Here is an 18,216-nt window from a genome sequence, read left to right as displayed (position 1 = left end):
AACATTCATATAATTTACTTATGATGATGTAAGAAGTGGTAAATAGCACCAATCATTCCTGCACAATTACCGTTTTGTGCAAGTTCAATCTCACAATTATTATAAATCTCTTGATTTAAGTATTTACTGACCTCCTCTTTTACTTCTTTTAAAAACTCATTTCCTCTATCGGTAATTCCTCCACCAATAATAATCGTTTCTGGATTAAAAATATAAGCAAGATTACTAATTCCAATCGCCAAATGTTTAAAGAAGATCCCAACTGCTTGAGCAACTTCCCGATCTCCTTTATCATACAACTCGAAAATTCTTTTCCCATTCCACTCGCCTTTGCCTTTATATTTTCTTACAAGCCGAATTAATCCTGAAATCGAAGCAACCTCTTCAAACGTTTTTCCTTCTATTAACATATTCCCCCATTCACCAGCACTAAATGAATGTCCTCGGTACAATTCTCCACCTATAAAAATTGCTCCCCCAATTCCTGTTCCAAGGGTGAGCATAATAAAGTTCTCTTTCTCTCTTCCACTACCATTCCACTTTTCTCCAAACGCTGCACAATTCACATCATTGTCAATCAATACTGGAACTTTTAATATCTCTTGCAATCTATCAATAATAGGAATAGTATTATATCCCGGAATATGATCCGCACCTCCCGTCACAATTCCTTTATTAATATCAACAATTCCCGTAGTGCTAATACCAATTCCTGCAATAGTATGTTCATTCATTATTTTTTTGGATACATATATAAGTTTTTGAATAATTTGTTCTCCGCCTAAATGAATTTCTGTTGCAACTGTTTTACGCTTTAATACTCTCCCTATTTCTGAAACAATGCCATACTTAATTTGCGTACCGCCAATATCAAACGCTATGTACTCTTTCATCTACTGCCACTTCCTCTACCGTTATGAATGTAAATTCTCCGCCTCTACTATTTGTAGGAAATCTACATTAACTCTTTTCTGCTTTGACAAATACACCACCTTTTTCTATATATAGTTTTTTTTGCATAAAACTCTTTTTCCTAAGAAATATTACAAAGGGATGTATTTTAGATGGAATATTAATTTCTTAGGAGGAAAACCATGACGAAAATCTTCATTTTAGCATCAACACTCTCTTTATCTTTTTTTAGCGGTTTAAATATCGGTAATGCTGCAACTGAAAACTTCCATCCATTAACAAACGCTGTTGTACAAAATAGCGATCATTTTGCAGAAGGAAATTTAAAGGATAATAATAAACCTCCAGGAAATAACGGTTCTCAGGACGATAGTGGTTCTGGCGGCAATGGTTCCGGCGGTAACGGTTCTGGTGGTAGTGGCTCTGACGGCAGTGGTTCTGGTGGTAGTGGCTCTGGCGGCAATGGTTCTGGTGGCAGTGGCTCTGGTGACAACGGTTCCGGCGGTAACGGTTCTGGTGGTAGCGGCTCTGACGGCAGTGGTTCTGGTGGCAACGGTTCTGGTGGCAACGGTTCTGGTGGCAATGGTTCTGGCGACAGTGGCTCTGGTGGTAACGGTTCTGGTGGCAGTGGCTCTGGCGGCAATGGTTCCGGCGGTAACGGTTCTGGTGGCAGTGGCTCTGGTGACAATGGTTCCGGTGGTAACGGTTCTGGTGGCAGTGGCTCTGGCGGCAATGGTTCCGGCAGTAACGGTTCTGGTGGCAATGGCTCTGGTGGCAATGGCTCTGGTGGCAATGGTTCTGGTGGCAACGGCTCTGGCGGCAGTGGCTCTGGTGACAACGGTTCCGGCGGTAACGGTTCCGGTGGTAACGGTTCTGGTGGCAATGGTTCTGGCGGTAACGGTTCTGGTGGCAGTGGCTCTCACGGCGGTAATGGCTCTCAAGGTGGCAATCGTGTTAAAGGTGATAGCAGTTCTCAAGGGGGTAATGGCTCTCAAGGTGGCAATCGTGTTAAAGGCGATAGCAATTCTCAGAAGGGCAACGGTTCTCAAGGTGGTAATGTAAAAGATAATACAAAAAAACAAGGTGATAAATTACCTAATACTGCAACGCATTACCCTATATCTATTTTAATGGGTCTTTCAACATTCCTCATTGGTATGTTACTGTTTATTCGTCGTAAAAACGTAAAATAAGAACAACATCCTTCCATCTAAAAAGTACATGAAATAATGTATAAAACTAAAAAGGGCTTTGGATTGCATTTTATTATGCAGCCCAAAGTCCTTTTTATCACCTATCAAAAGAGTATTAATACGCTTTTCCCCAATACACCATTTGTTTAGCTTCTTTACCACAACAAATACATTCTTCAGCTAAATGCTCTTGCTCAAAAGGCATACAACGTGAAGATACTCCCACTTCTTCTTTTAGTTTCTCTTCACAAGCCAATTCCCCGCACCACATTGCTTTAATAAAGCCTTGCTTTTCGTCAGCTACTTTTTTCATCTCTTCGAAATTTGTCACAGCATACGTATTCTCATCGCGAAATGCTTTTGCTTTATTAAATAAAGAACTATGAATTTCTTCAAGTAATGCTGGAATACGTTCTTCTAATTGATCCATTGGTACAAATTCTTTTTCCTTCGTATCTCTTCTTACAAGTACAACTTGATTCTTTTCAATATCTTTAGGACCAACTTCTAATCGAATTGGTATACCCTTCATTTCATACTCATTAAATTTCCAACCAGGCGTTTTATTACTAGCATCTATTTTTACTCGTGCAACCTTTTGAATATGTCCTTGTAACTCTGTTGCTTTTGCTAAAACTCCTTCTTTATGCTGAGCAATTGGTACAATAACAACTTGCACTGGAGCGACTTTTGGTGGCATTACAAGTCCATTATTATCGCTATGAACCATTATTAGCCCGCCTATCATTCTTGTTGATACACCCCAAGATGTTTGGTGCACATATTGCCATTTACCATTACGATCTAAAAACTTAATATCAAATGCTTCTGAGAAATTCGTCCCAAAGTTATGAGAGGTTCCTGTTTGAAGCGCTTTTCCATCATGCATTAAACTTTCAATTGTATAAGTTGCCTTTGCTCCAGCAAACTTCTCTTTTTCTGTTTTTTGTCCTTTAATAACTGGTATCGCTAAATAATCCTCACAGAAAGAAGCATATAAGTTTAAAATATTTAATGTTTCAGCCTGCGATTCTTCTGCCGTTTCATGGATTGTATGACCCTCTTGCCATAAAAATTCAGTCGTACGAAGGAATGGTCTAGTTGTCTTCTCCCAACGAACTACTGAACACCACTGATTATATAACTTTGGCAAATCATTATAGGATTGCACAATTTTTGAAAAGTGCTCACAGAATAAAGTTTCAGATGTAGGACGTACACAAAGTCTTTCCGCTAACTTTTCATTCCCGCCATGTGTAACCCATGCTACTTCAGGAGCAAATCCTTCAACATGATCCTTCTCTTTTTGCAATAAACTCTCTGGGATAAACATTGGCATATATACATTTTCATGGCCAGTTTCTTTTAACTTCTCATCCATCACCTTCTGCATATTCTCCCATAAGGCATAACCATACGGACGTAAAATCATGCACCCTTTTACACTTGAATAATCAACAAGTTCGGCTTTTTTTACAATATCGGTATACCACTGCGCAAAGTCCTCTTCCATCTTCGTAATGGCTTGCACTTGTTCTTTTGCCATAGTCAGTCTTCCTCCTTCTAGAAAATACAAAAAAGCCCGCGTCCCTAAATAGGGACCGAGCTTTGCCGGCGTTACCACCCTGATTCATGCACAAAAATTGCGCATGCTCTCTTTTTGATAACGGGAAATTCCCGCTGCATATGCAGAACTCAAAGGCAGGTTCCATATTGCCTTTTTAAGAATCTTTCAGCCTGGCGGATTCTCTCTCTGCTAAAAAGGTTGAATATGTACTAGTCCTTTTTCATCGTTATAACGAAATAAATTTGTTGATTATCATAATATAAATTTCAACCTAAAACAAGAGTGAATTTTCTTATTTTTATATTCTTTTCATTTTTTACAGTTTTATACGTAGCTTTTTCGCGTAATTTTTACAAGTTGATGTGCAATCATACCAATAAGTGTACCTAGTAGAACGAAGAAACCAATAAATCCATATCCCATTCCTTCCCACCCACCAATAACCATCATGGTAACAGGAAATGATGCTAAGCAAAGAAGTATTACAATCAGTGCAAATATAATATCAAACTGTTTGTCTGGAAAACGTTTCTTTAGTAAATATGAAATAGCAAATACAAGGAGAATTGTGATGCCACCAATGATGTAAAATATACCGAATCCATCTAACCAGTCCATACTATTCCCTCCGTCCATAGATTCCCTTATATTTATTATATGTTTAATTTTTCTGAAAATAAACAATAAATTTTATTCAGAAACATATTTTTATTACTAGGTATTAATAGTAATATATAAGAATAGGTTTTATATACTTAGGAGGATTACTTTATGGATAAAGCATTAACGAATCGTGTCATTATTTTATCATTCGACTGTTTATCAGCTTTAGATTTTCCTATACTACAAAAACTACCTCATTTCCAATCTCTAATAAAAAAGGGCGCGGTTGTCGAAAAAGTAGAACCAATTTATCCTTCTGTAACATATCCAAGCCACTCAACAATCGTAACCGGTAATTACCCTAACAAGCACGGTGTTGTTAGTAATACGTTACTTCAACCAGGACGTGAATCACCTGATTGGCATTGGTACCGAAAATCGATAAAAGGAACAACATTGTATGATGAAGCGCGTAAAGCAAATTTAACGACAGCTGCCCTTCTATGGCCTGTTACTGGGAGAGCAAACATTGATTACAATTTACCAGAAATTTTCCCCAATAGACCGTGGCAAAATCAAGTGTTAGTTTCCTTATTTAGCGGTAGCCCACTATACCAATTAGATTTAAATCGTCGTTTCGGCCATATAAGAAATGGTTTATCACAACCAGAGCTGGATGATTTCGTCCTCGCCTCTGCTGTACACACCATTCAGACGAAAAAGCCTAATGTTATGTTCGTACATTTCACTGATTTAGACACGAAAAGACATTATCATGGCTTTGAATCTAACGAAACAATAGCTGCAATTCATAGACATGATGAGCGGCTCGGGAAAATTATTCAAACTTTAAAAGACAGTGACCTATACGAAGAGAGTACAATTATCGCTCTTGGTGACCATAGCGCTTTAAGTGAAAACAAAGCAATTCAATTAAATGTGCTATTCCAACAAAAAGGCCTCGTATCTATAAATAAAAAAGGGCTATTAGTAGATTGGAAGGCCTATTGTCAAAGTTGCGACGGGTCTGCCTATGTATATGTGAAAGACAAAAATGATACGGATACAATTCGAGAAGTACAACTACTCCTTGAAGAACTGCTGCAAAATAAACAGAATGGAATTGAATTTATACTTCATGATGAAGCTGCGAAAGACTGCGGTGCAGATGGTAATTGTTTATTTATGTTAGAAGCGCAAGAGGGGTATTATTTCACTGAAAACTATACAGGAGATTTTATAAAAGAAATTACTGAAAAAGATGTTACGCCTAGTAAAAAATATACATTTGGTACGCATGGATACTCTCCAACAAAACCTAACTATGAAACAATTTTTATCGCTGCTGGAAAAGGAATAAAAACCGGCGTTACCGTCCCGTATATGAGACTTATTGATGAAGGTCCAACTATCGCTAGACTACTCGGTTTACACTTAGGCGAAACAGACGGATCAATTGTAGAGGATTTACTCCAATTGTAAAGAACTGTGTATATATGTAAAAGTTCTGTAAAAATCATCACTGTTTCTCTTTTTATAATTTTTATTTTTGTACACTGTTAGTAGAACAAATTTAAGGGGGAACACTATATGAAAAAAATGTCCAGACAAGAAAAAAGCTGGATATTATACGATTGGGCGAACTCGGTATATTCGCTCGTCATTACAACTGCATTATTTCCAATTTACTTTAAAGCAGCTGCAAAAGAAGCCGGGCTATCTGGTGCAACTTCAACAGCATATTGGGGATATGCAAACTCGTTCGCTACACTTTTAATTTCTATACTTGCTCCTATTCTCGGCACAGTTGCTGATTATAAAGGATTTAAAAAACGATTTTTCACATTCTTCTTTGGACTTGGTATCGTATTTACAAGTATGTTAGCAGTCGTTCCAACATCTCAGTGGTACTTATTATTAGGATGCTATATGCTCGCCTTAGTTGGTTTTGCTGGAGCCAACATTTTCTATGATGCATTTTTAGTAGATGTCACTTCTGAAGATAGAATGGATCGAATTTCTACAAGAGGTTTCGCTTTAGGCTATATTGGGAGTACTATTCCTTTTATCGGTTGTATCGCTCTTATTATTCTTGCTCAAAAAGGAACTATCCCTTTATCAGTTGGCATTGCTAGTCAAATTTCATTCGCGATAACTGCTCTTTGGTGGGGGTTATTTACAATTCCAATGCTTAAAAACGTAGAGCAAACACACTATATTGAGCGTCATCCAAGACCTATTAAAATGAGCTTCAAACGTCTTACTGATACTTTTAAAAATATTAAAGAATATAAAACTGTATTTATGTTTCTAATTGCTTACTTTTTCTATATTGACGGAGTCGATACAATTATTACTATGTCTACAGCTTACGGGACCGACCTCGGTATCAGTGCAACGAATCTATTAATCATATTATTTGTAACACAAATTGTCGCTTGTCCATTTGCGTTACTATACGGAAAACTATCTGAAACATTTACTGGTAAAAAAATGTTATATGTCGGTATCATTATTTATATCATTATTTGCACATATGCTTATTTCTTAAAAACGACACTTGATTTTTGGATTTTAGCAATGTTAGTTGCTACATCTCAAGGTGGTATTCAAGCACTAAGTCGTTCATACTTTGCAAAACTAGTACCAAAAGAATCTGCTAATGAATTCTTCGGATTTTATAATATCTTTGGTAAGTTCGCCGCAATTATGGGCCCGGTATTAGTCGGTGTTACAACGCAATTAACAGGAAAAACAAACGCTGGTGTTCTTAGTATTATTGTATTGTTTATTATCGGTGGATTCTTACTCACTAGAGTTCCAGAAAATAATACATCCGTTACACCACCTAGTCCAAAGACTAAAACGCTATAAGAAAAGATCCTCTTCTCATAAGAAGAGGATCTTTTTTATTTTTAACGGTGCGCCTTATAATGAACGACTCTACTGCTTGTACAAAAATAATTTATCAACAGTTGTTCCTAATACTTCAGCTAAACGGAATGCTAACGCTAAGCTTGGATCATATTTATTATTCTCAATTGCATTTATCGTTTGTCTAGAAACCTTGCATTTATCAGCTAATGCGCCTTGTGAAATATTATTTTCAGTGCGTAATTCATAGATTTGATTTTTCACACCATTGCTCCTAACCTGTAAAATTGTTTTTACAACATCAGTATATAATTGGCTCATATAGTTGTCAAAAGTTCCTCAAAGAAAAAGGGAGCAATTTTGCTCCCTTACAATAGTTATTTCGAAGCTAACGAATTTGTTAGTGCCTCTTTATTAGCAACATCTTCTTTTTTTATTTGCATACGTAGAACTGGCCCTATCGCTAATAAAATAAGTGCCATCGCTATACAAAATACAGTAACTAGTGAAGTTAGTTCCTTTAATCCTCCAGCTAGTGAAGTTCCAATTAGCATTGCCCCCATAAACAGTGGTAAAATCGTCCCATTTACTCTTCCAACCATATTTTCTGGTACAAGTTGAATCATAAGCGTACCGACAACAATATTAACACAAGCTAAACAAATACCTGTTCCAAATCTCATGAAACTAGTAATCCAAAATGATGTAGATAGCCCTTCTACTAAAAATGATATCGCTAATATGCCCATACCGAATACAAACATCTTTTTCGGATTCACTTTTGAAGCGAAAATTGCAGCAACAATACCACCGATTAACATACCTATTCCATCAGCTGCTGCTAAATATTGAACAGCTTCTTTTTCCATGCCTAAACGTTCAATTACAAGGAATACTTCTAATGGATTCGTTAATCCAACAGCTAAACCCATAATTGTAAAAGTGATCGTAATCATACGTAAATTTTTCGTGTGAAGAACGTATTTCCACCCTTCTTTTATATCATTTTTTAATGAATCTCTTGCCACTTGCTCTTTTTCAACCCATTTTGGTAAAAATGAAAGGGCGATAGCAGATAACCAAAATAAAATGATTAAGCTATATAGTGACGTAAATAAACCAAGTTGTGTATACACAAGCGATCCTACCACTGGCCCAAAAATTAGAAATAATGACTGTAATGTTTGGTTAAATGCAATCGCATTTGCTACCTGTTCTTCTTTTACATAGCGCTTAAATATACGCGAAGATGAGGGCTGAGAAAACTGACCTACAATCGCGGAAATGAGTGTTGCAAAAAATATAGCCTGCCAATAATCCAGCTTTAACAACAGGACAATTCCTATAATAGACAGTACACTCAACACATCTCCAGCGACCATTGTTCTTTTCGGATTCCAGCGATCTGCTAATGCACCACCAATGAACGAGAAAATAAAGATAGGTGCATACTCCATGACAGATAATAGAGACACTGAAACTGGATCATTATTCGTTCGCTCCATTATGAAATATAAAAGAGCCATATTTCTGATCCAAATTGCAAATTGTTGTAAAATATCAGATGCCATTCCTTTTAACAATACATCTATTGCCTTTTTATAAATACGTTTCAACTCTTTATAATCTAACTCGTAGTAAAGTACTCCAAGCCCTGATAATAATCCGTTCACAATATACATAAGATCACGAGTATTATCTTCACGGAACTCTCCAGACTGTATACCTGCTTCAATTAATTTCTCAAACATAACATATGATTCTCTAGTTAAAGCTAACAGTTCATCCAGAATCTCTTTACTTACAACTTGGCTCATAGAGAATTCCTCTATTGCATTTGAAATTGGTTGCTGTATGTCCTCTACATGATATTCCGCGAGACCATATAGTTTTTCAGTACTAGTGCTATACAACTTCTCTTTTTCATTCCATTTTTCAAGCCAATCATACGTATGCTGTTTCACTACAAATAAAAATAAATCTTCTTTACTTTTAAAGTGATAATAAATACTTCCTTTACTTCGCTCTGTAATTTCACAAATCTCTTCCATAGATGTAGCTGCGTAGCCCTTCTGTGAAAATAGACTTTCTGCTTTATATGCAATTTCTTTCTTTATCTCTTCTGCGCTTCTTCTCATATTCACACCTCTTTAAACCGACCGTTCAGTCTAATAATAACAAATCAAAAACCTCTATCGCAAGAGGCTATATTCCTTATTTAAGAAAACGTACTTTCAAACCAAGTTCGAATCATATGTATTGTTCCAAATTTAAATGCTAATTTAACAAGAATTACACCTCCCGCAGCTAATAAAAATAACACTACTTTCCCCTTATTTTTCACTTTCGGTTCCCTTTTCATTTCCATTCCCCTTAATATGTTAAAAATATTAATCAAACGTTTGTTTAACTGTGTTTATGCATATGTAAGCCGACTAATCAAACGTTTGTTTAAAAAGAAATACGCCTATATAAGGCGCATTTTCATCAATCACCACCGCCACCGCAGCTTCCTCCGCTATCTCCCCCAAAAGACCCTCCACAATCATGTGAGCCACCATCATGCGAGCTATCATTATCAGATCCAGCAAAGAAAAATAATGGTGATGAGCTGTTAGATGAATTATGAATGTTATTTTGTTTTGTAAGATTTACCTTCTTTTTGTTCGATCGAACTGCTGTTACGATTATTCCAACTACAACAAATAATAGTATGACAATAATAAATTCCATATAAAAGCCTCCCTTATTCCTCGAATAATTGAATGGTTCTCTCTAAATTTTCAAGTGAAATGAAGCGTGATTCACGAAGAATTTCTTTTCCATTATGAAATAATAAAATTGTTGGCCCTGTAAATACTCCATATCGCCCCGCAATCTCTTGCATGTCTTGTAGTAATATCTCTATTTTCTCTACGTAATCATAATTCTCTAATAAGCAATTTACTTTTCTTAGCATAACATCACAAACACCACAATTTTTCGTTTTAATAAAAAGAAGTACCAATTGTTGTTCTTCGATATAGGTCGCTAATTCTTCTATCGTTTTAAATGTAGTCATCTTATCCCTCTTAGCGTAGTTTACGAAATACTTTGTCTTGATACATACGAAAAGCTGAACTATCTTTAATCTTTCTCTTTTCCATTACCTGCTGAAAACGTAACGTTTTTATTGTTAACTCTTCTCGTAATTTCTTTCTCTCTTCTTCATCATAACAGCAAGCAATTAGATCCTCTATTTTTAATATATCTTTTTGTAGTTCCATCTCTGGTGGAATCATTCCCGCATTTTTTAAAATTTTATAACTCATTCTAAGTTCTGGAGGTACCATTGAAAGATCTTCTAATTGTAGTGGTTTTCCTTTTCCCGGAAGATAATCAAGATCACCATTCCGTATCGCTTGTCGAATTTTTTCTTCAGCAATGTTCAAAAACACATCCACACCGTCCCCTCCTTTACATATTTTTACTATTATTTTACATGATATTTCCTTATCTTTCTACGTCTTTAATAATTGGCTCCATACAATTTTTTCTCAAATTTATTTATAATGAGCTATTTCCTCCCATACCAATCTTTCGTTTTCATATATAGTTTGTATTCAAGCCTTTTTGTATTGAGAAAGTCTTTTACAACTGAATAAAGCGTTTACACTAAATCTTACATTTGTTACGATTTAATCACCCCCAGCTCCCTTGTATAGACTTCGTGATGTCTGATCATTTTATCTAGACGTTTCATACGTCTAGATTCATTTTGATTTATTGGCGTATGCCTTTAAATATATCTTTTATTTTGAAAGGAGAAATGGCTATGAGGTCTCAAAAATTCACACTGCTATTACTATCTCTACTACTTTTCTTACCTCTTTTTCTCACAAATTTTATTACTCCAAATCTCGCATTAGCAGATTCACCAAAGCAAAGTCAAAAAATTGTTGGGTACTTTCCTTCGTGGGGCGTTTACGGACGTAATTATCAAGTTGCTGACATTGATGCATCAAAACTTACTCACCTTAACTATGCTTTCGCGGATATTTGTTGGAATGGAAAACATGGAAATCCTTCTACCCATCCTGATAATCCAAATAAACAAACGTGGAACTGTAAAGAATCTGGTGTACCATTGCAAAATAAAGAGGTTCCTAATGGTACTCTCGTACTCGGTGAACCATGGGCTGATGTTACCAAATCGTATCCTGGCTCAGGTACAACTTGGGAAGATTGCGATAAATATGCCCGTTGCGGAAATTTCGGAGAACTAAAACGATTAAAAGCTAAATATCCTCACTTAAAAACAATTATTTCCGTTGGTGGCTGGACTTGGTCTAACCGCTTTTCTGATATGGCCGCTGATGAAAAAACAAGAAAAGTATTTGCTGAATCTACAGTAGCTTTTCTTCGCGCATATGGGTTTGATGGCGTAGATTTAGACTGGGAATATCCGGGCGTTGAAACGATTCCTGGTGGTAGTTATCGTCCTGAAGATAAACAAAATTTCACTCTCCTTCTTCAAGACGTCCGAAATGCTTTGAATAAAGCAGGTGCTGAAGATGGCAAACAATATTTACTAACAATCGCGTCAGGTGCAAGCCAACGCTACGCTGATCATACAGAGCTAAAGAAAATTTCTCAAATACTCGATTGGATTAATATTATGACATATGATTTCCACGGTGGATGGGAAGCTACTTCTAATCATAATGCAGCTCTATACAAGGATCCAAATGACCCAGCAGCAAATACGAATTTTTACGTAGATGGTGCTATGTTTATACAAATGAAGGTGTTCCAGTCGATAAACTAGTATTAGGCGTACCTTTTTACGGACGTGGATGGAAAAGTTGTGGAAAAGAAAATAACGGACAATATCAACCTTGCAAACCAGGTAGCGATGGGAAACTTGCTTCTAAAGGTACTTGGGATGATTATTCTACCGGTGACACAGGTGTCTATGATTACGGTGATTTAGCAGCCAATTACGTTAATAAGAATGGTTTTGTACGCTACTGGAATGACACAGCTAAAGTACCTTACTTATATAATGCGACTACAGGCACATTTATTAGCTACGATGACAATGAATCTATGAAATATAAAACAGACTATATAAAGACGAAGGGTTTAAGTGGAGCAATGTTTTGGGAACTAAGCGGGGATTGCCGTACAAGTCCAAAATATAGTTGTAGTGGTCCAAAATTACTTGATACGCTAGTAAAAGAATTACTTGGTGGACCTATTAGTCAAAAAGATACTGAGCCACCAACGAACGTTAAAAATATTGTAGTTACGAATAAAAATTCAAACTCAGTTCAATTAAACTGGACTGCATCTACTGATAACGTAGGAGTTACGGAATATGAAATTACTGCTGGAGAAGAGAAATGGAGTACAACAACAAATAGCATTACAATTAAAAACTTAAAACCTAATACGGAATACACATTTTCAGTAATTGCCAAAGATGCTGCTGGAAATAAATCACAACCTACCGCTCTTACTGTCAAAACGGATGAAGCTAATACGACACCTCCTGATGGAAATGGCACTGCTACATTTTCAGTCACTTCGAATTGGGGCAGCGGTTATAACTTCTCGATTATAATCAAAAATAATGGAACGACTCCTATTAAAAATTGGAAATTAGAGTTTGATTATAGCGGCAATTTAACACAAGTTTGGGATTCTAAAATTAGTAGTAAAACAAATAATCATTATGTAATTACAAACGCAGGATGGAATGGCGAAATTCCTCCTGGTGGATCTATTACAATCGGTGGTGCAGGAACAGGTAATCCTGCCGAACTTTTAAATGCCGTCATTAGCGAAAACTAGACGTAATATCCATTAATTATTTCACTAAAGTTTGAATTTAGGTTCGAGCAAGACTTCCTAAATTCAAACTTTTAATTTTATGAAAAATCAAAAATATCATAATAACCTATTATAATTATATTTGGTTTCTAATATGAAGTTTATATGAAGTTCATTTGAATTTTACATGAATTTCCTTTAATTTCTATTGTCTTCCTATAATATCCACATTATCCTTTACATATAGGAATTATTTTCATTCCATTTTGAACTATCTATATATATAAAGAAAGATAGTCACCTGTTAGGGAAAGGCTTTCGTATTATTATAAATATAACAAAAGAAAAAGCACGCTTATAAGCGCACCATAAGAGTGCTTCTTCATACAATTCTCATGTAAGAGTTCTCGAAAATCATGTTAATCACAAAGAAAAGGCATTAGCTCATAAAAGCTAATGCCTTTTCTTTATTCATATTGTTCAGCATTCCAATCTTCTATATTCCATACTTTTGTTATCCACGATTCATAGAAAGAAGGTTCATGGGAGACAATTAAAACTGTTCCTTTGTATTGTTGTAACGCTTCCTGTAAAGCCATCTTAGTTTCTACATCCAAATGATTAGTCGGTTCGTCTAAAATTAAAACATTGCTTTTCGTTACGATAAGTTCACATAAACGCACTTTCGTTTGCTCTCCACCGCTTAATAAACGAATAGGTTTTAATACGTGTTCTTCTTTCAATCCACACTTCGCTAATGCTTGGCGCACTTCTTTCTTTGTCATATCTGGTCGTTCTGCCCAAACTTTCTCTAACGGTGTTATTTCTGAAGCAAACTCTTCCTGTGCAAAATAAGCAGGATTTACTCGTTCCCCAACAAAAATTGAACCGCTTAGCGGCTTTATTTGACCTAATAACGTCTTTAACATTGTCGTTTTTCCAATACCGTTATGACCAACAACAGCTATCTTTTCTCCTTTTTTCACTTGTAAATTCAAGTCTGGAAATAACGGCTCACTATAACCCACTCTTAGTTTCTCAGCCTGTAATATACGACTTACTGGTTCATTATAAACAGTAAAAGCAAAACGGGACCGAGGTATATTATTAACCTTTTCAACCCTTTGCATTTTCTCCAATACTTTCTCTCGACTTTTTGCCTGTTTTGCTTTTCGAATCTTATTTTTTTGAATAAATGTTTCTAACTGAGCAATTTCTTTTTGTTGTTTCACATACGCCGATTGTAATTGTTTCCTTTGTACTTGGTAACTTTGTAAAAACTTTTCATAATCCCCTACATATCGCTTAACTTTTCGTTCTTCTAGATGGTAAATGACATTCGTAATATTGTTCAAAAATACTTCATCATGCGAAATGATAATATAAGCTTTTTCGTACAGTTTCAAGTACGATTGCAACCATTCTATATGTGCTGTATCTAAATAGTTCGTTGGTTCATCTAGCAATAAAACATCAGCTTTTTCTAGAAGAAGCTTTCCTAGTAATAACTTTGTCCGCTGTCCTCCACTTAACTTTAAAACATCCTTTTCCAATCCTATTTCAAACAGCCCTAAACCAATTGCCACTTCTTCAATTTCTGTATGAATTTGATAGAAATTAGAGTTTTCCAATATAGTTTGTAACTCTCCATACCTTACTAACAATTTTTCTACTTCTACTGCTTCAGCCATCTCTTCTGCAATTTTTAACATTTCGTATTCAATCGCATACAAGTTAGAAAATGCACTTTGCAAGTATCCTTCAATTGTTATTCCTTCTTGTAAATCTATATGCTGCTGCAAAAATCCAACCTTCACATGTGGAAACCATTCAATGTTCCCATCATCATGTATAAGTTCTCCTGTTAAAATTCTTAGCAGTGTTGATTTTCCAATCCCATTTTTTCCTACTAACCCAACATGCTCCCCCTTTAATAATCGAAAGCATGCATTATATAAGATGGTTTTCTCACCATACGAATGACTTAAATTTTCTACTGTTAATATACTCATTTTTTTCTCTCCTTTACTTATCGTCCATAAGCTAAATAGAGAGACCAACAGTATGAAGCCTTATTTAATTATGCATATAAAAATGGGTAAGGTGAATACACCTTACCCATTACATATTATCGTAAAAAAGGATTAAGGTTCTTTACCTGCTGTCTTCAATTTAGCTTAATCTTAAAAAATGGGCAGACTTCTCCCATATCAAGCTAAAACCATTTGAAGAACAGTTGATAAAGTCATTTTATCCTTTCACTCCTTTAACATTTGTTATATTAAGAGTATAAACTACTCTGTTATATTCTATTCTCTATTTTCCCTTTTGTTCCTTCTCCATCTTTTCATATTCTAAAAAAAGCCTCTTAACAGTAATTATACTAAAAACTGTTAAAAGACTTTTTCTATTTTTTCATATAAGGAGCTAACACACTTAAAATCTCTTCTTTATCCTCTTTTAATTCGAGTGATGTTAACATATCCATCGTTCTCGGTCTAGGTAATCTCACTTGTACCTCGCCAACTATTGACGCTGGTCTTTGAGATAAAATAAATACGCGATCTGAAAGCAAGATTGCCTCATCTAAGTCATGTGTAACCATAACGATTGTTTGCTTCTCTTGATGCCAAGAGTTTAAAAGCCAGCTATGTACTTCCATTTTTGTAAATGCATCTAACTTTCCAAAAGGCTCATCAAGCAGCATAATTGGCTTTTCACATAAATATGTGCGCAGAAAACTAATTCTTTGACGCATACCACCAGACAATTCATCTGGATAATGGTCTGCATATTCATCTAGTTCGAACTGCTTTAATGCTTCCATTCCTTCTGTCAGCCTTTGTTTTTTCGGCTTTCCTTCAATTTCTAACGGAAGAACGATATTTTGCAAAGCTGATCGCCACGGTAGTAATAAATCTTGTTGTGGCATATAACTAACAACATCTTGCTCTTGTACTTGCTTATCTTTATACATTACGTTCCCGCTTGTTGGTTTTTCAACATTTGCAATCATGTTTAATAATGTGCTTTTCCCGCAACCACTCGGTCCTACAAAGGAAACAAACTCTCCCTCTTGTATAGAGGCACTAATATTCTCTAATACATTCTTTCCGTCGAAAGATTTCACTATATTTTTTATTTGTAATCCGCTCATTTTTCACTTGGAAGGAATTCATTTGTAAAAGCATCTTTTACATCGATTTTCTTTTTAATAACTTTGTTGTCATATAAGAAATTCATGTAATTCGTCCAAATTTCTTCCTTCTGTACTCCCCATGCTTTCGCATCATCTTGATACTTCGTACTTAACCATTTCTGGCTTTCTTGAACTAAATCTTTATTTACATCTGGAACAGCTTTAATTAGAATATCAGCAGCTTCTTTCGGTTCCTTAATTGCAAAATTATAACCTTCTGTTGTTGCACTCATAAACTTTTTCACAAAGTCTTTATCTTGCTTCGTATGTTTTTCACTCGTAATAATAACAGGACTATAGAAATCAAGCGCTGGATCTAAGTCCTTCACCATAATCGTATTTAACTCTTTTCCTTGGCGCTTCGCTTCAATACCATCCCAACCGTAATAAATCCATTCGAAATCTGCATCACGGCCGATTGATTTAAAGAAATCTGTTTGTCCTAAGATGATTTTTTCAACTTTATTAAAATCAGCTTGATGCTTATCCATAATCGTCTTTAATGTCGCTTCTTCCGCTGGTCCTCCCCAGCCGCCATAACGTTTACCTTCAAAATCTTTCGGTGACGTCATATTATCTTTCTTAAGCGATGCAAACGCTGAAGTGTTGTGCTGAATAATCGCTCCTACAGATACAACAGGAATTCCTTCCACACGAGCTAATGTTACATTTTCTTGTGCATTTATTGCGAAGTCTGCTTTTCCTGATGCTATCATTTGCTCTGCTGTTACATTGTCACCTGGTTGAATAATTTCTACATCTAATCCTTGCTTTTTGTAATAACCTTTCGTTTGCGCTACATACAAGCCAGTATGATTCGTATTTGGAAACCAATCTAATACTACTTTTACTTTTTGTTCTTTACTTGCACTTTCTTCTTTCTTCGCCGGATTACATCCAGCCACACCTACCGCTACTAAGGCAGCTAACATAAATTTCAAACCTTTTTTCATTTTCTGCCGTCCTTTCTATATATCCATGGTGCTGTTATTCTTGCCATAAACTCTACGATAAAATACAGGCATAATGTCACTATAACGATGATTGCTGCAACACCAAATACTCGGGCAGTCAAAAAGGATTTTGTAGCCCTCGTAAGCATAACGCCTAATCCTTCACTTGCACCGAGCCATTCTCCGATAATTGCCCCCATTACGCTATATGTAACTGCAATTTTTAAACCGGAGAAAAAGTATGGAAGCACTGCTGGAAATTTTACTTTCTGGTAAACTTGCCATTTTGTCGCCTTCATTGTTTGTAACAGCTTCAACATGTTTTTATCTACTGTTTGAAAACCTTCTAAAATACTAAGCGCAATTGGGAAGAAACAAACGAGTATTACGACCATTACTTTCGGCAACATCCCATATCCAAACCAAATAATAAATAGCGGTGCAAGTACAACAATTGGAATTGTTTGCGAAATAACGAGCAATGGATTTATTAAAATACGAAATAAAGGTATAACGTCCATAATAATTGCGATGCTCGTCCCCAATAAAATTGCAAAGAATAGTCCAATTATAACTTCCTGCAGTGTTTGCATCGTATTTGGTAATAGTAAATCTTTCATCCCAATTAATTCTTGAACAATGGCAGAAGGCTTTGGTAAAATCCACGGTTCGATTTTAAATAATGAAACAGATCCTTCCCATATCGCAATGAGAAGGATAAGCCAAATAGTTGTAATAAGTTTAGATTGCTTCTGGTTTTGCATATTCATCACGGTACTTCCAAACCTTTTCATCTATCGTTACACCAGTGCTTGGACGATAATGGATTTTAATAGAAGTAATCACTTCTTCTGCTCCAGCATCGACGCAAGCTTGTTGCGCACGTTTAACGACATCAAGAAGTACATCTAATTCTCCTTCCAAAGTTGTTTCCATTGCCCCTACTTCATAACGAACTCCCGATTGTTGCACAACTTCAATTGCTTTATCGACAACAGAATATACATCTTTCGTTTTCGCTTGTGGTACTACTGAAAATGACATTGTAACTTGTTGTGACATAATAAAATCCCCCTTATAAAATTAGATTTCAAAAATAAG

The 18,216-nt window shown here is 35.8% G+C and carries 17 protein-coding genes, 2 pseudogenes and 1 other annotated feature; of the genes and pseudogenes, 4 read left to right on the top strand and 15 right to left on the bottom strand.

All coding sequences use genetic code 11. The annotated features are described in order from the left end of the window. Nucleotides 1–14: 14 nt before the first annotated feature. A complete protein-coding gene (locus ACQRBL_RS02045; RefSeq protein ID WP_411996134.1) occupies nucleotides 15–893 on the bottom strand; it encodes an ROK family protein in 879 nt (292 codons plus the stop codon). Nucleotides 894–1,094: 201 nt separating this feature from the next. Between ACQRBL_RS02045 and ACQRBL_RS02040 the strand changes: the two genes are divergently transcribed. Next, nucleotides 1,095–2,105: an LPXTG cell wall anchor domain-containing protein gene (locus ACQRBL_RS02040; RefSeq protein ID WP_411996133.1), complete on the top strand. Its 1,011-nt coding sequence runs from the start codon at nucleotides 1,095–1,097 to the stop codon at nucleotides 2,103–2,105. Between the two features lie 115 nt (nucleotides 2,106–2,220). On the opposite strand, the gene proS is transcribed toward ACQRBL_RS02040, so the two are convergent. Together proS and ACQRBL_RS02030 are read right to left on the bottom strand one after the other, a co-directional pair. Beyond that, the gene (proS, locus tag ACQRBL_RS02035; protein ID WP_411996132.1) at nucleotides 2,221–3,651 is read right to left on the bottom strand and encodes a proline--tRNA ligase; all 1,431 of its coding nucleotides are present in this window, start codon (nucleotides 3,649–3,651) and stop codon (nucleotides 2,221–2,223) included. A 47-nt stretch (nucleotides 3,652–3,698) separates the two neighbouring features. Further along, nucleotides 3,699–3,905: a binding site (T-box leader), on the bottom strand. Between the two features lie 91 nt (nucleotides 3,906–3,996). Next, nucleotides 3,997–4,290, bottom strand: a complete 294-nt coding sequence (locus ACQRBL_RS02030) for a YesK-like family protein (RefSeq protein ID WP_043924604.1) — start codon at nucleotides 4,288–4,290, stop codon at nucleotides 3,997–3,999. A 153-nt stretch (nucleotides 4,291–4,443) separates the two neighbouring features. Here ACQRBL_RS02030 and ACQRBL_RS02025 point away from each other — a divergent pair, with 153 nt between their 5' ends. Together ACQRBL_RS02025 and ACQRBL_RS02020 are read left to right on the top strand one after the other, a co-directional pair. After that, nucleotides 4,444–5,757 carry an ectonucleotide pyrophosphatase/phosphodiesterase gene (locus ACQRBL_RS02025; RefSeq protein WP_023520986.1) on the top strand — a complete coding sequence of 438 codons (1,314 nt, stop codon included), beginning with the start codon at nucleotides 4,444–4,446 and terminating at the stop codon, nucleotides 5,755–5,757. A gap of 108 nt (nucleotides 5,758–5,865) precedes the next feature. Beyond that, on the top strand, nucleotides 5,866–7,149 hold the full coding sequence (locus tag ACQRBL_RS02020; RefSeq protein ID WP_000738821.1) for an MFS transporter: 1,284 nt from the start codon (nucleotides 5,866–5,868) through the stop codon (nucleotides 7,147–7,149). A 69-nt stretch (nucleotides 7,150–7,218) separates the two neighbouring features. Here ACQRBL_RS02020 and ACQRBL_RS02015 read toward each other — a convergent pair whose 3' ends face one another. The 7 genes and pseudogenes from ACQRBL_RS02015 to ACQRBL_RS01985 form a co-directional block, all read right to left on the bottom strand. After that, nucleotides 7,219–7,470, bottom strand: coding sequence for a helix-turn-helix transcriptional regulator (locus tag ACQRBL_RS02015; protein WP_002023181.1), 252 nt, complete (start codon nucleotides 7,468–7,470; stop codon nucleotides 7,219–7,221). A gap of 56 nt (nucleotides 7,471–7,526) precedes the next feature. After that, the gene (locus ACQRBL_RS02010; protein ID WP_411996147.1) at nucleotides 7,527–8,720 is read right to left on the bottom strand and encodes an MFS transporter; all 1,194 of its coding nucleotides are present in this window, start codon (nucleotides 8,718–8,720) and stop codon (nucleotides 7,527–7,529) included. After that, a pseudogene (locus ACQRBL_RS02005) lies at nucleotides 8,709–9,287 on the bottom strand (TetR/AcrR family transcriptional regulator); the annotation flags it as partial. The gene ACQRBL_RS02010 and the pseudogene ACQRBL_RS02005, both read right to left, overlap by 12 nt. 80 nt (nucleotides 9,288–9,367) lie before the next feature. Then, nucleotides 9,368–9,511 carry a hypothetical protein gene (locus ACQRBL_RS02000; RefSeq protein ID WP_000817985.1) on the bottom strand — a complete coding sequence of 48 codons (144 nt, stop codon included), beginning with the start codon at nucleotides 9,509–9,511 and terminating at the stop codon, nucleotides 9,368–9,370. A 125-nt stretch (nucleotides 9,512–9,636) separates the two neighbouring features. Beyond that, the gene (locus tag ACQRBL_RS01995) at nucleotides 9,637–9,882 is read right to left on the bottom strand and encodes a hypothetical protein (RefSeq protein WP_000394364.1); all 246 of its coding nucleotides are present in this window, start codon (nucleotides 9,880–9,882) and stop codon (nucleotides 9,637–9,639) included. 13 nt (nucleotides 9,883–9,895) lie between these two features. After that, nucleotides 9,896–10,210 carry a thioredoxin family protein gene (locus ACQRBL_RS01990; protein ID WP_000206518.1) on the bottom strand — a complete coding sequence of 105 codons (315 nt, stop codon included), beginning with the start codon at nucleotides 10,208–10,210 and terminating at the stop codon, nucleotides 9,896–9,898. A 10-nt stretch (nucleotides 10,211–10,220) separates the two neighbouring features. Further along, nucleotides 10,221–10,592 (bottom strand): DUF1992 domain-containing protein, encoded by a 372-nt coding sequence (locus ACQRBL_RS01985; protein ID WP_000382377.1) that lies wholly within the window; start codon nucleotides 10,590–10,592, stop codon nucleotides 10,221–10,223. Between the two features lie 371 nt (nucleotides 10,593–10,963). On the opposite strand from ACQRBL_RS01985, the pseudogene ACQRBL_RS01980 reads away from it, so the two are divergent. Then, nucleotides 10,964–12,984 (top strand): annotated as a pseudogene (locus tag ACQRBL_RS01980) (glycosyl hydrolase family 18 protein). Between the two features lie 446 nt (nucleotides 12,985–13,430). Here the strand turns inward: ACQRBL_RS01980 and ACQRBL_RS01975 are convergent. The 5 genes from ACQRBL_RS01975 to ACQRBL_RS01955 all read right to left on the bottom strand — a co-directional run bounded on the left by ACQRBL_RS01975 (nucleotide 13,431) and on the right by ACQRBL_RS01955 (nucleotide 18,177). Beyond that, complete coding sequence (locus ACQRBL_RS01975) at nucleotides 13,431–14,975, bottom strand: ABC-F family ATP-binding cassette domain-containing protein (RefSeq protein ID WP_097920172.1); 1,545 nt, start codon at nucleotides 14,973–14,975, stop codon at nucleotides 13,431–13,433. A gap of 395 nt (nucleotides 14,976–15,370) precedes the next feature. Beyond that, nucleotides 15,371–16,120 carry an ABC transporter ATP-binding protein gene (locus ACQRBL_RS01970; protein ID WP_153217484.1) on the bottom strand — a complete coding sequence of 250 codons (750 nt, stop codon included), beginning with the start codon at nucleotides 16,118–16,120 and terminating at the stop codon, nucleotides 15,371–15,373. Next, nucleotides 16,117–17,115: an ABC transporter substrate-binding protein gene (locus ACQRBL_RS01965; RefSeq protein ID WP_411996131.1), complete on the bottom strand. Its 999-nt coding sequence runs from the start codon at nucleotides 17,113–17,115 to the stop codon at nucleotides 16,117–16,119. Before ACQRBL_RS01965 ends, ACQRBL_RS01970 begins: the two co-directional genes overlap by 4 nt. Beyond that, nucleotides 17,112–17,885 carry an ABC transporter permease gene (locus ACQRBL_RS01960; RefSeq protein WP_001057164.1) on the bottom strand — a complete coding sequence of 258 codons (774 nt, stop codon included), beginning with the start codon at nucleotides 17,883–17,885 and terminating at the stop codon, nucleotides 17,112–17,114. Before ACQRBL_RS01960 ends, ACQRBL_RS01965 begins: the two co-directional genes overlap by 4 nt. Further along, a complete protein-coding gene (locus tag ACQRBL_RS01955; protein WP_000082906.1) occupies nucleotides 17,857–18,177 on the bottom strand; it encodes an MTH1187 family thiamine-binding protein in 321 nt (106 codons plus the stop codon). The genes ACQRBL_RS01960 and ACQRBL_RS01955 overlap by 29 nt, the downstream gene beginning before the upstream one ends. Nucleotides 18,178–18,216 lie beyond the last annotated feature (39 nt).

The organism is Bacillus sp. AF62, assembly GCF_050312695.1.
In the GTDB taxonomy this organism is placed as follows: Bacteria; Bacillota; Bacilli; order Bacillales; family Bacillaceae_G; genus Bacillus_A; species Bacillus_A cereus.
The sequence above is the reverse complement of the archived record's forward strand: the minus strand, read 5'-3'. Positions and strand labels throughout refer to the sequence as shown.